Here is a 12,474-nt window from a genome sequence, read left to right on the forward strand (position 1 = left end):
AAAGCCACGTTCGCAACGCTCAACGTTGCGAACGTGGCTTTCGCAACACCCGAAACCGGCAGGTGGGCAGGCCAGGCACACGCCATCTTTGCCTTACCCCTCAATGACCCTCTTCATCACTCACGACCCCCTCGCGAATACACGCGAAGTGCCCAAAGTGGGCGCTCCAGATGGAATTGGTGTCCCTTGTGGACACGCCTCGTGCCCCGTCATGCCGCTGCCGCGTCAGGCACTTCCCGTGCCGGGCGGATCCGCATCAGTTGCACCAGGCTGAAGCCGAACAGCAGCACGCCGAGCGGAACGTGCACCGCCGTCACATGTGCGATCCCGAGGAACACCTGCGCCAGAGTGAGCCCGAGGAATACGGCCGCCGGCAGGATCGGCTTGGGTGAGCCCCCGCCCGGCCGCCACACGAGGACCGCCGTGAGCACGTGCAGCACCGCCACGATGAACAGCGTGTAGGCCGTGGCGCTGTGCAGCGTGTGGCCGCTCGGCGTGGTCAGCAGGAGACCGGCGCTGATCGGGGTGAGGAAGACGGCGACGGTCTGCACGGTGATCGCGACGCGCAAGGGGATCGGCATGGGAACTCCTTCGATGAGCCTGTCACCACTTCGACGAAGTAGCCGCCGGAAAGGTGACAGCCGAACTTGACATGCAGCCAGAAGGCTGCCTAACCTGCAAAGGCAGCCAGTGGGCTGCATATCAGGGAGAGCGACATGGACGAAGTGTTCAAGGCGCTGGCCGACGCCAGCCGCCGCCGGTTGCTCGACGACCTGAACGCCCGCAACGGGCAGACCCTGCGCGAGCTGTGCGCGGGGCTGGACATGGCGCGGCAGTCGGTCAGCAAGCATCTGGCCGTGCTGGAGGCAGCCAATCTGGTGACCACGGTGTGGCGTGGCCGCGAGAAGTTGCACTACGTGAACGCGGAGCCGATCAACGCGATCGCCGAGCGCTGGATCGACCGGTATCACCAGGGCCGGGTCGACGCGCTCGCCGATCTCAAGCACGCATTGGAGCAGGAACCCATGGGTACCAACGAGTTCGTCTACACCAGCTACATCAGGACGACGCCGGAGCGGCTCTGGAAGGCGTTGACCGATCCGGCTTTCACCAAGCGGTACTGGGGTTGCGAGTTCACTTCGGACTGGAAGCCCGGGTCCACGATGGCCTGGGAGCAGCTCGGCGTGAAGCTGGAGGACGCCGAGCAGGTCGTGCTCGAGTCCGACCCGTACCGGCGGCTGTCCTACACGTGGCACACCTTCACCCCGGAGTTCGGCAAGTCGGTCGGGCTCGACGACGACGTGTCGGCCAAACTCCAGGCCGAGTCGCGGTCGAAGGTGACGTTCGACCTCGAACCCGTCGGCGACACGGTGAAGCTCACCGTGGTCCACGACGGATTCGACGAGGGCAGCACGGCGCTGGAGATGGTCAAGGGCGGGTGGCCATCGATCCTGTCGAGCCTCAAGACGCTGCTCGAGACCGGCGAGCCGCTGCCCGAACCCGCGTAACCCGGTCGACCGCGCCGGTGTGATCGGGCACGATCTGCATCGTGGCCCTGGAGATCGCATGTGACGAGTCCGGGTCCGAGGGCGAAAAACTGATCGGCGGGCAGACCGACGTGTTCGCGCACGCGGGGGTCCGGTTGAGTGTCGAAGAGGCCGAGGGCTGCCTGGCGGAACTGCGGCGCAGGATCCGGTCGCCGGCGGTCGAGTACAAGGCCAACCACCTGCTCCGCACGAAGCACCGGCGGGTCCTCGAATGGTTCCTCGGCCCGCGCGGACCGGTCCACGGGCGGGCACACGTGTACCTCGTGGACAAGAAACTGCTGCTGGCGAACGAACTCCGCGCGCTCGTCGGCCCGGAAGTCCCGCCGGACGACGCGATCCTGGCCGCGTTCAACGACGTGCTGCGGACCCGCAATCGCCGGGATCCGGCGGCGGGATCGTTCTTCGCGATGGCCGGGGACACCGCGCAACTGCGGGCGAAGGTCGCCGAAGTGCGCGAGGCCAAGGTCCTCGATCCGCTGGTGCCCGCGATCCTCCGCGCCGTCGGGTACTGGAGCGCGGGCGGCGAGAAGGTCTTCCTCGTCCACGACGAACAGCCGTCGCTCAAAGGGGAACGGCTCGCCCGGATCGAATCGAGTCCGGGGCTGGCCGGGCTGAAGTTCGTGGATTCCCGGACGGATCCGCGGGTGCAGGCCGCCGATTTCCTGGTCGGTGTCGCGCGGCGGATCGCGGAGGACGAACTGAACGGAAACGGTGACGCGGTATTGACCGAATTGCTCGCGCCGTATATCGACCCGGAGTCCCGCTGGGGCTGATTCACCCTTTGGCGCACCGAATCGCTCGGGTGGCCGTAGCCCCGAACGGCGGCGGGCTGGAAACGTCGAGACGTATTCGACACCGGCCCGGGAGGCAGTCGCAGATGCAGGGTTTCACCTTGCCCGAGTTCTACGTGCCGCATCCGGCCAGGATGAATCCGCACCTCGAAGCGGCGCGGGCGCACAGTATGGCTTGGGCGAGGCGGATGGGCATGCTCGATTCACCCGCGCCGTCCGGTGACGTCGTCTGGACCGAGCAAGCGCTGGCGAAAATGGATTACGCGCTGCTCTGCGCGCACACGCATCCGGACTGTGACGGGCCGTCCCTCGATCTGGTCACGGACTGGTACGTGTGGGTGTTCTTCTTCGACGACGATTTTCTCGCGCAATTCAAATACACCCGGGACATCGAGGGCGCGAAGGCTTATCTGGACCGGCTGGAACTGTTCATGACCGGGCCGGGGCAAACGTCGCCCGAACCGGCCAATCCCGCCGAAGCCGGTCTCGAGGATCTCTGGGCACGCACCATTCCCTCGATGTCGGAAGCCTGGCGACGGCGTTTCGTCACCAGCACGCACAACCTGATGGTCGAATCGCTCTGGGAACTGGACAACATCGACCGCGGCCGGATCGCGAACCCCATCGAGTACATCCAGATGCGCCGTCGCGTCGGCGGGGCGCCGTGGTCGGCGAACCTGATCGAATACGCCGTCGGCGCCGAGGTGCCGGACAGGATCGCGGCGACCAGACCGATGGAGGTGCTGCGCGACACCTTCGCCGACGCCGTCCACCTTCGTAACGATCTCTTTTCATACCAACGTGAAGTGTGTGAGGAAGGCGAGAACTCCAACGCCGTCCTCGTCTTCGAGAAGTTCCTCGATCGTTCGACGCAGGAGGCCGCCGAGCTCACCAACGACCTGCTGACCTCGCGGTTGCAGCAGTTCGAGAACACCGCGCTGGTCGAGGTGCCCGCGTTGCTGGCCGAATACGACGTCTCGCTGGCCGAGCAGGTCGCGGTCGGGCTGTACGCCAAAGGCCTCCAGGACTGGCAGTCCGGCGGCCACGAATGGCACCGGCGGTCGAGCCGGTACATGAAGGAGAGCACGGACGGCGAACGTTCGCCGAACCGGCTGGGCCTTGGCAGGCGGATCCGGCAGCAGGCGCCCCCGCCGTTCGCGAAGGCAGGACCGCTGCCGCTGCCGGAATTCCGGATGCCGTACCCCGTCCGCACCAGCCCCCACCTCGCCGCCGCGCGCGAGTACGCGCCGGGCTGGGCGCGGGGGATGGGGATGTTCGAGGAGGGGATCTGGGACGAACGCCGGTTCCACGGCATCGACCTGGCGCACTGCGCCGCGATGATCGACGCGGACACCGACCTCGAAGGCCTGAAACTGTCGACCGACTGGCTCACCTGGGGCACCTACGGCGACGACTACTTCCCGCTGACGTTCGGGCTGAAACGGGATCCGGTGGCCGCGAAGCTGTGCAGCGACAGGCTTTCCCTCTTCATGCCGCTGAACGGCGAGCCGGTGCCGGAGCCGGCGAACGCGTTCGAACGAGGTCTCGCCGATCTCTGGAATCGCACCACGGGACCGCTGACACCGTCCGCGCGGGCGGGGTTCCGGAAGGCGGTCGAGAGCATGACCGCGAGCTGGGTCTGGGAGGTGGCGAACCGGGCGCAGAACCGCGTCCCCGACCCGGTCGACTACGTGGAGATGCGACGGCGGACGTTCGGCTCGGACCTGACGAAGAGCCTCGCGCTCCTCGAAATCGGCGACGTCGTGCCGCCGGAACTCCACCAGAACCGCGTGCTGTCCGAGCTCGACACCGCGGCGCAGGACTACGCGGCCTTCGGCAACGACCTGTTCTCGTACCAGAAGGAGATCGAGTACGAGGGCGAGACGCACAACCTCGTCCACGTCGTCGAGCGGTTCCTCCACGTCGGCCGGGACGAGGCCCGCGACATCACCGCCCGGCTGATGAACGCGCGGATGGACCAGTTCGAGCAGCTCGCCGACGAGGACCTGCCGCGGATGTGCGACGACCTCGGGCTCGACGACGAGGTCCGCGCGGCGGTGACGGGGTACGCGGAGCATCTGAAGGACTGGATGGCCGGAATCCTGGAATGGCACCGGAAGTGCGCGCGGTACACGCCGGAGGAACTGGAACGCGCCCGCACTCCCGAGCCGCCGCCGTTCTCCCTGGAGCCGAGTGGGCTCGGGATGTCGGCCTGGCGGATCGGGAGCGGGGCGCGCTAGAGCACGACGGATCAGAAAGCCGTCAGGGTGATCTTCGCGGTCCGCGGGTCCCCGTCGTGCACCAGCGACTCGAAATGCCCGACGTCGTCGAACGCGAATCCGTACGCCTTCCCGTCGACCATCTGCTCGTGCACGATCCGCGAGTAGTGGTCGGTCACGGACTGCTTGTAGAACGGGCCCGCGTCATAGGTCGGCTGCGTGTGCAGCGTGCCGAGGGTCGACCGGTGCAGCGCCGCGCACAGCGTCCGCGCGATCGGGCCGACGACCTGGTCGTTCGGCGCCTGCAGCCGCCCGTCGCAGTTGAAGACGTCGCGGGTGCTCGGCTTGCTGAACGACGCCACCTGGGCGCCCGAGGTGTTGGTGAACCGCATGACGTCGTCCCCGCCGGTCTTGCCGGTGAACTTCTTGCCGGGTTCGGCCTCGAACGGGACCACGGTCAACGGCGTCGACTTGTAGGTGTTCCAGGCGCTCGTGACATAACCGTCGAGGTAGTTCCCGCTGAACTTGCCGGTGTCGAGCCCCTTGCCCGGCGCCAGCACGCGAAGGTTGTTGTACACCAGGTTCGAGAAGCCCGACTGTCCCTTGACGCCGTTGAAGATGTTCGCGCGGCCACCCGGCTTGAGGCGTCCGGCCTCCTTGTTCGCGCCGGCGCCGTTGGTCAGCCCGACGGCGTGCGGCACGCTGAACATGTCCACCTGCGAGCTGTTGATGAACAGCCCGCCGTTGTCGTAGGTGAATTCGCTCCAGTCGAACAGGATGTCCCGGTTGGGGTCACCGTCGGCCCACGGCGCGGGCTGCACGAGCCCGTCCGGGGTCAGGAAGAACTTGATCTTCTGCCCGAACGACATGTAGACGCGGCCCGAGAGCATCCGCGGGATGCGCAGCGTGGTCGAACCGCCGTTGCCGGGGCCCGCGATCGCGACGTCCGGCGCGGGGCTCGGCGGGTTCGCGCCCGGCGGCCACGGGGTGAACGCGCCGCCGGCGTTGACGTAGCCGAGCTTGCCGGTGTTGAGGTTCGTGCCGAGCACGTAGAGATGGACCGCGTCGGAGCGGTTCGAATTGTTGGTGACGGTCAGCGGCAGCGGATCGGGACCGGCGGCGACCGCGGCGGGCGCCGAAAGCGCCGAAACCCCGGTGATCAAAGGGAGCGTGACCGCCAATGCGGTCAAGACGCGCCGGATCTTCCTGCGAATGCGCACAGTTTCACTCCTCGGCGGAATCCCGCCGCGGAACGCGAACGCGCCGCGACGGTGCTTGCGGATGTCGGCCGGGGGCGCGTTCCCGGCCTGGGCGAGACCTTGGCGAGGGGTCCCAGGACGGGAAGTTACGTCCAGGGTGACAACGTGTCCAGACCACTGGTGGGAATCTGTCCGGTTTCTTGCCCGTAAGGACACTTTGTCGCGGACCTTCGTGATTGAGGTGGCCGGATATCTCGACTACCGTTGGGCGCGTTCCGTCCTGGACCCCGGCGGCCGGGTTTTTCATCCGTGGGGAGCGGGGCATGGACGGCGATGAGTTTCCGGTGCGAAGAACCGGCGGCGGTGAGACGTGGATTTCCCCTGCCTGCTGGGACGATCTGGCCAAGACGGCGGCGGACGGCGCGCCGCACGGCATGGACGACCTCATGGCGGTACTCGTGCCGTGGGCACGGCAGTACACCGAAGCCCGCCTCGGCGGCCATGACCTGACCTACCTGGAACCGGCGGACGTCGCGCAGGAGATCTGCCTCGCGGTCTTCGTCGCGGTTCCCGGCTACGGCCTGCGCGGCGGGTCCTTCCTGTTCCTCATGCGCGCCATCGCGGCGAACAAGGTCGCCGACGTCTTCCGGAAGGCGGCGCGGAGCAGGCAGGTGCTGACCGGTGAGCTTCCCGAGCGCCCGGCGGTGGCCGCGGAAGAGCCGGAGCAGCGCGCGCTGCGGACCGACCTCGGGGTCCGGCTCGGCAGGCTGATGCGGATGTTGCCGGTGGCCCACCGGGAAGTGCTGGGAATGCGGGTGGTCGGCGAGCTGACGTCGAACGAGACCGCGGCGGCGCTCGGGACGACGTCGTCACGCGTGCGGGTGACCAAACACCGGGCGATCAGCAGGCTGCGGGCTTGCGCTCAGCGCCAGGACGCCTTCAGCTGAATACGGACCAGCAGCCGGAGAAAAGGATTCTCCCGCTTGGCCCGGGTTTCGAGAATGCGAACGCACATGGCCCCTCCAGAGTTCGCCGACGAGCGCGCCGTCGTCGAGGGCCAGGACGAGTGGTCGCGGGTCCCACCCTAAGCGCGGAACCGGGTGCCGGAACCGGCTGAACGGACCATCGGCGCGCGCCTGGGCCATTTCGGCGATCATCGTTGAGCTCTTCGGGCTACCGCGTTGGTGCCGAAGAAGTCGTTGTCGTCACGGCAAAGAGACGAAAACGTGAGATAATGGCCCGTGGTGTGGACGCCATGCCCACGCTGTTCGCCCTTGGCCCTGGCGATCTCGTCCGATGCCGGACAACGCCGAGAGGCACACCATGAGGTCCCAAAGGCCCGATCGCGCCACTCGAGTCTGGGAAAAGCTGCGCTTCCTCGCTGCGCAAGACGATTCGGTGGTGACAGTGGAACATGCCTGCGTCATCTGCGGTGACGTCCTCGAAGCCGCCGGTGTCGGGCTCACTCTTGTCACCCGAAGCGGGGCGGCCGAGCCGGTCTTCGCCACCGACGACCGCAGCCGCGAATTGGAAGACCTGCAGTTCACCTTGGGCGAAGGACCCGCGCTGGACGTGACGCGCGAGGGCGTACTCGTCGTCATCACCGATGTGACCGGGGCGGAGGCGTCACGTCGATGGCCCATTTTCACCCCCGAAGCGATCGACAGGGGCGTGAAATCGATCATCGCGGTGCCGATCCAGACCGGCGCCATCAAGATCGGAGTCGTCGACTGCTATCGCGAACTCGCCGGGCTCCCTTCGACGGAGGGCCAGGCGGAGGCTCTTGTCTGTGCCGAAGCGGCGATCGGTCTCGCTGTCGCGGACGTCGACGTCGGCAGGCCCGGACTGGCCGAACTGATCGATCTCGAATTCACCGAACATCGTGCCCAGGTGCATCAGGCCACGGGCATGGTGTCGGTCCAGCTCGACGTCGGGCTCGCGGACGCGCTCGCCCGCTTGCGTGCCTACGCCTACGCCTGCGGCCGGAAGCTCGGCGAGGTCGCCGACGACGTGGTGAGGCGGCACCTCACGTTCCGGCCCGAGTCATGATGGGACGTATGTCTAAGGAGACAGAAGAACGATGACCGACCAGGCAGCCGGCTTGCGGGAAACCTTCGTGCAGCTGGCGGACACCCTCGTCGACGATTTCGATCTCATCGAATTCCTCGATCAACTCGTGTTCAGATGTGTGGAACTGCTCGACGTCTGCACCGCCGGGCTGTTGCTCGCCGACCCGCGCGGCACCCTCACCATGGTCGCCGCGTCCGACGAGCAGACCCGGCTGCTCGAATTGTTCCAGTTGCAGAACTCCGAGGGTCCCTGCCTGGACTGCTACCGCCACGCCGAACCGGTGGTCTGTCCGGATCTGGTGCGTGCGCGCGGAAGATGGCCGAAGTTCGCGCGGGAAGCGCAGGACTCGGGATTCCGCTCCGTGTACGCCTTGCCGATGCGGCTGCGGGAAGAAGTGATCGGCGCGCTGAACCTGTTCGGCACTCGCCCCGCGCTGCTCGACGACGACGGATTGCGGCTGGGGCAGGCCCTCGCCGACGTCGCCACGATCGGCATCCTGCACCATCGTTTGTTGCAGCGTCAGGAAATCGTCACAGCACAACTGCAAACGGCGTTGAACAGCCGGGTGATCATCGAGCAGGCGAAAGGTGTGCTGGCCGAACGCCTGCTGGTGTCGGTGGACGACGCGTTCGGCGTATTGCGTGCCCACGCGCGGAGCAACAATCTCAAGATTCTCGTCGTGGCGAACGGAATCCTTGACCGCACAATGGATATCCCGGGCTGAACGATACCGCTTCGGCGCTTGTCCGCCCTCCGGCGATACCTAAAACTGAGTGGGTGTTCTCCCTGGAACAGCTGGTGAGTTTCGTCGCGGTGGCCGAGGAACTGCACTACGGCCGGGCGGCCGAGCGGCTCTCGATGACGCAACCGCCGTTGAGCAGGCGGATCCAGTTGCTGGAGCGCGAACTGGGCGTCGAGCTGTTCGACCGTACGCACCGCACGGTCCGGCTGACCCCCGCCGGACGGGTCTTCCTCGCCGAGGCAAGGAAGATACTGCGTTCGTCGCAAGAGGCGACGCTGTACGTCCGCCGGGCGAAGAAGGGCGAGGTCGGTGCCGTCACGCTCGGTTTCACCGCCACGGCGGCGTATTCGCACCTCGAACGCGTCCTCGCCGCGGCGAACACCGAAGTGCCGGGAATCGATCTGGTACTGCGGGAAATGGTGACCGCGGCGCAGGTGGAGCAGTTGCTGGCGGGCGGGATCGACCTCGGCATGGTCCGGCCGCCGGTGGCCGGTGGCGACATCGTGACCCTGCCGCTGTGGCGGGAGCCGCTGCTCGCGGCGTTGCCGTCGGCGCATCCTTTGGCGCGGCGCAAGAAGAATCCCGACGTCCGCGACTTCGACCGCGAGCCGTTCATCATGTACTCGCCGTCGGAATGCCGGTACTTCCACGACGTGCTGGTGGCGGCCTTCCGCACGGCCCGGGTGCTGCCGGACTATACGCAGTACGCCAGCCAGGCGCATACCGTGCTCGCGCTGGTCAAGGCGGACGTCGGTGTCGCGCTGGTGCCCGCCGCGGCCGCCGCGCTGCGATTCGAGGGGGTCGTGCTCCGTCCGGTGGACGGGATCGAGAGCCGTCCGGTGGAACTTGAACTGATGTGGCGGCGGGGCAACGACAATCCGGCGCTCGGCGCGCTGCTCACCGTCATCGGCAATCTCGCTCGGCGGGCCCGTCAGTCCACTGTGGACTAGGAAGGCCAGGCGTCGCCCCATTCGGCGTCGCGGGCCGCGCGGTAGGCCGTGCCGTGCCGTTTGGTGACGATCGATTCGGTGAGCCCGGATCCGGTGCACAGGGACAGGCTGACCATGCCCTTGCGTTTGGCCGGATGCCGGAGGATTCGGCTCTCGGCCCGCTCCGGCGCCGTGCGCGAGGCGACGACGTAGGAGAACTTCTCGTCCTCGAAGCCGAGCGTCCCCGCCTTCAGCTGGCGATGCAGGCCGGTGCGCGGGAGGCGCGCGGAGAAATGGCACCAGTCCTTGCCGCGGGGGATCGGGCAGGCGCCTTCGTGCGGGCAGGGCGCGACCAAGGAGAGCCCGAGTTCGACGAGCCGATCCCGGGCGCCGACGATCCGTTCGTAGCCCGCCGGGGTGCCGGGTTCGATCAGCACCAGCATCCCGGCCTTCGCCGACAGCCAGTGGACGACGTCGGCCCGGCGGGCTTCGGGCAGCTCGCCGAGGACATAGGAGAGGGTCACCAGATCGGCGTCCGGGGCTGGGCCCGCCGGGTCGATCAGGCCGCGCCGCCAGGTCGAGCCGCGGACGGCGCCCTCACCGGCGTGGCCCGCGAGCCGCCGTCCCAGCTCGATCGCGCCCGGGACCTGCTCGACGACGGTGCTCTCCTCCAGCGACGGCCACACGTCGGCCGCCGCCCAGATCGCGGCGCCGGTGCCGCCGCCGATGTCGATCTGCGTACGCGGAACGAACCCGGGCGCGCGGAGAGCGGCTTCGGCGAGAACGGCGTGTACGGCCGCGTAGGTGGCAGGCATCCGATAGCCCGCGTACGCCGCGATGTCGGCTTCGGAAGAGAGGATGGGCGCGCTCGCGGGGGCGTTCTCGCGGTAGCGCGTGCTGAGCCGCTCGACGGACTGGGTCAGCCTGTTCTGCGGGTACTTGCCCAGCTCCTCGTCGAGGGCTGCGCGGAGGGTTTCGGGGAGGGCGGACACGGTTGAAGATTGTTCCATGGGTGGTTGACCTGGGGTTTTCCGGCTGCTCGAATATCCCCGGAAAAAAGTTCTGGGGCCGTGTCGAATCCGGGGGAGCCCGTTCGACGCGTAGATGTGGCAGGGACGAGCCCCGCCGGGAACGGAGACTCGAGATGCGGTTCATGGTCATCGTGAAGAGCGACGAGAAGACCGACGTGGCCGGCGCGCAGCCGAGCGCCGAAGAGCTTCAGGAGATGGGCAAGTTCAACGAGGAACTGGTGAAGGCCGGCGTCATGCTCGCGGGTGAAGGACTGCACCCCAGCTCCGAGGGTTTCCGCATCCAGTACTCCGGCGACACCGAGGCCAGGATCGTCGACGGCCCGTTCGCCGAGAGCAAGGAGCTCATCGCGGGCTTCTGGATCCTGCAGGTCAAGGACCGGGCCGAGGTCGTCGAGTGGATGAAGCGAGCCCCGTTCCGCGAGGGTGAGGTCGAGATCCGCCGCGTGTTCGAGATGGAGGACTTCTCCAACGCCACCCCCGAGATCGTCGAGCACGAGCAGAAGCTGCGGGAGCAGGCCGAGGCGAACCAGTAGTTGCCAACGTCGCGCCGACGATGTTGATTGGTCGGCGTGACGGCTACAGCAGACCCCCGTTCGGCGATCGACGCGGTGTGGCGGATCGAATCGGCCCGCCTCATCGCCGGCCTCGCGCGGATGACGCGCGATGTCGGACTCGCGGAGGAGCTGGCGCAGGACGCGCTGGTCGCCGCGCTCGAACAGTGGCCTGAGTCGGGCGTCCCGAGGAATCCGGGCGCCTGGCTCATGACCACGGCCAAACGCCGGGCGGTCGACACCTTCCGGCGCAACGAGCGCTACGAGAAGAAGCTCGGCGAGATCGGCCGCGAGCAGGAGACCGAGGAGGAACCCGACTTCACCGCGGGCCTCGACGACCACATCGAGGACGATCTGCTGAGGCTGGTGTTCACCGCCTGCCACCCGGTGCTTTCGACCGAGGCCAGGGTGGCGCTGACACTGAAGATGATCGGCGGGTTGCAGACGCACGAGATCGCGCGGGCGTTCCTCGCCAAGGAAACCGCCATCGCGCAGCGGATCGTCCGGGCGAAGAAGACGCTCGGCGACGCCAAGGTGCCGTTCGAGGTCCCGGAGGGCACGGACAGGGTCGCGCGCCTGTCTTCGGTGCTCGAAGTCATCTACCTGATCTTCAACGAGGGGTACTCGGCGACGGCGGGCGAGGATTGGATGCGCCCGGGGCTGTGCGAAGAGGCGCTGCGGCTCGGCCGGATCCTGGCCGGGCTCATGCCGAAGGAACCCGAGGTGCACGGGCTCGTCGCGCTGATGGAGATCCAGGCGTCGAGGTCCGCCGCGCGCGTCGGGCCCAACGGCGAACCCGTGCTGCTGATGGACCAGGACCGGGCCAAGTGGAACCGGCTCCTCATCGGCCGCGGTCTCGCCGCCCTGGAACTCGCCGAGTCGCTGACCGGCGGCGCTTTCGGCGTCTACGCGGCGCAGGCCGCCATCGCCGCCTGCCACGCGCGGGCGCGGACGGGCGAGGAGACCGACTGGGGGCGCATCGCGGCCCTGTACGAGGGGCTCGGGAAGCTGAACCCGTCGCCGGTGATCGAACTGAACCGCGCGGTGGCGCTGTCGATGGCCGTCGGACCGGAGGCGGGGCTCGAAGTCGTCGACAAGCTGACGTCCGAGCCCGCGCTGAAGTCGTATCACCTCCTGCCGAGCGTGCGCGGCGACTTCCTGGCGAAGCTCGGCCGTCTCGACGAGGCCCGCGCCGAGTTCGAGCGCGCGGCGGAGATGACCGGGAACGACCGCGAGCGCACCCTGCTCCTGAACCGCGCGGCGGAGTGCACCCCCTGACTTCCCGCGTTTCGTCCTCTGGATGCGGTAGTTGCGGGTTCGAACTACCGCATACAGAGGGCGAAACGCGTCAGGCGGGGGTGGGGCGCAGAGTGGGGAGGGGCCGGTGCGGCGCCC

The 12,474-nt window shown here is 67.7% G+C and carries 12 protein-coding genes; 9 read left to right on the forward strand and 3 right to left on the reverse strand.

The genetic code is table 11. The features are described 5' to 3' along the window. Nucleotides 1-209: 209 nt before the first annotated feature. On the reverse strand, nucleotides 210-581 hold the full coding sequence (locus ACFWMR_RS39815; protein ID WP_378382131.1) for a hypothetical protein: 372 nt from the start codon (nucleotides 579-581) through the stop codon (nucleotides 210-212). 135 nt (nucleotides 582-716) lie between these two features. On the opposite strand from ACFWMR_RS39815, the gene ACFWMR_RS39820 reads away from it, so the two are divergent. The 3 genes from ACFWMR_RS39820 (at nucleotide 717) to ACFWMR_RS39830 (ending at nucleotide 4,578) form a co-directional block, all read left to right on the forward strand. Further along, a complete protein-coding gene (locus ACFWMR_RS39820; RefSeq protein WP_093936541.1) occupies nucleotides 717-1,508 on the forward strand; it encodes an ArsR/SmtB family transcription factor in 792 nt (263 codons plus the stop codon). 41 nt (nucleotides 1,509-1,549) lie between these two features. Then, nucleotides 1,550-2,320, forward strand: coding sequence for a DUF3800 domain-containing protein (locus ACFWMR_RS39825; protein ID WP_378382132.1), 771 nt, complete (start codon nucleotides 1,550-1,552; stop codon nucleotides 2,318-2,320). 104 nt (nucleotides 2,321-2,424) lie between these two features. Continuing rightward, complete coding sequence (locus ACFWMR_RS39830; RefSeq protein WP_378382133.1) at nucleotides 2,425-4,578, forward strand: terpene synthase family protein; 2,154 nt, start codon at nucleotides 2,425-2,427, stop codon at nucleotides 4,576-4,578. Between the two features lie 11 nt (nucleotides 4,579-4,589). Here ACFWMR_RS39830 and ACFWMR_RS39835 read toward each other — a convergent pair whose 3' ends face one another. Beyond that, nucleotides 4,590-5,777, reverse strand: coding sequence for a beta-1,3-glucanase family protein (locus ACFWMR_RS39835; RefSeq protein ID WP_378382134.1), 1,188 nt, complete (start codon nucleotides 5,775-5,777; stop codon nucleotides 4,590-4,592). A 302-nt stretch (nucleotides 5,778-6,079) separates the two neighbouring features. On the opposite strand from ACFWMR_RS39835, the gene ACFWMR_RS39840 reads away from it, so the two are divergent. The 4 genes from ACFWMR_RS39840 to ACFWMR_RS39855 all read left to right on the forward strand — a co-directional run bounded on the left by ACFWMR_RS39840 (nucleotide 6,080) and on the right by ACFWMR_RS39855 (nucleotide 9,518). Continuing rightward, nucleotides 6,080-6,703, forward strand: a complete 624-nt coding sequence (locus tag ACFWMR_RS39840) for a sigma-70 family RNA polymerase sigma factor (protein WP_093936537.1) — start codon at nucleotides 6,080-6,082, stop codon at nucleotides 6,701-6,703. A 454-nt stretch (nucleotides 6,704-7,157) separates the two neighbouring features. After that, complete coding sequence (locus tag ACFWMR_RS39845) at nucleotides 7,158-7,805, forward strand: ANTAR domain-containing protein (RefSeq protein WP_378382135.1); 648 nt, start codon at nucleotides 7,158-7,160, stop codon at nucleotides 7,803-7,805. A gap of 31 nt (nucleotides 7,806-7,836) precedes the next feature. Beyond that, nucleotides 7,837-8,550, forward strand: a complete 714-nt coding sequence (locus ACFWMR_RS39850; RefSeq protein ID WP_378382136.1) for a GAF and ANTAR domain-containing protein — start codon at nucleotides 7,837-7,839, stop codon at nucleotides 8,548-8,550. A 53-nt stretch (nucleotides 8,551-8,603) separates the two neighbouring features. Then, nucleotides 8,604-9,518, forward strand: a complete 915-nt coding sequence (locus ACFWMR_RS39855) for a LysR family transcriptional regulator (protein WP_378382137.1) — start codon at nucleotides 8,604-8,606, stop codon at nucleotides 9,516-9,518. Here ACFWMR_RS39855 and ACFWMR_RS39860 read toward each other — a convergent pair. Beyond that, nucleotides 9,515-10,507: a small ribosomal subunit Rsm22 family protein gene (locus tag ACFWMR_RS39860; protein ID WP_378382138.1), complete on the reverse strand. Its 993-nt coding sequence runs from the start codon at nucleotides 10,505-10,507 to the stop codon at nucleotides 9,515-9,517. The two genes, ACFWMR_RS39855 and ACFWMR_RS39860, sit on opposite strands and share 4 nt — an antisense overlap. Before the next feature lie 134 nt (nucleotides 10,508-10,641). Between ACFWMR_RS39860 and ACFWMR_RS39865 the strand changes: the two genes are divergently transcribed. Further along, the gene (locus ACFWMR_RS39865; protein ID WP_378382140.1) at nucleotides 10,642-11,061 is read left to right on the forward strand and encodes a YciI family protein; all 420 of its coding nucleotides are present in this window, start codon (nucleotides 10,642-10,644) and stop codon (nucleotides 11,059-11,061) included. 27 nt (nucleotides 11,062-11,088) lie between these two features. Further along, entirely contained in the window at nucleotides 11,089-12,357 is a 1,269-nt protein-coding gene (locus tag ACFWMR_RS39870; protein WP_093936531.1) for an RNA polymerase sigma factor, read from the forward strand. Nucleotides 12,358-12,474: the final 117 nt, after the last annotated feature.

Source organism: Amycolatopsis thailandensis (assembly GCF_042723255.1).
Lineage (GTDB): Bacteria > Actinomycetota > Actinomycetes > Mycobacteriales > Pseudonocardiaceae > Amycolatopsis > Amycolatopsis thailandensis.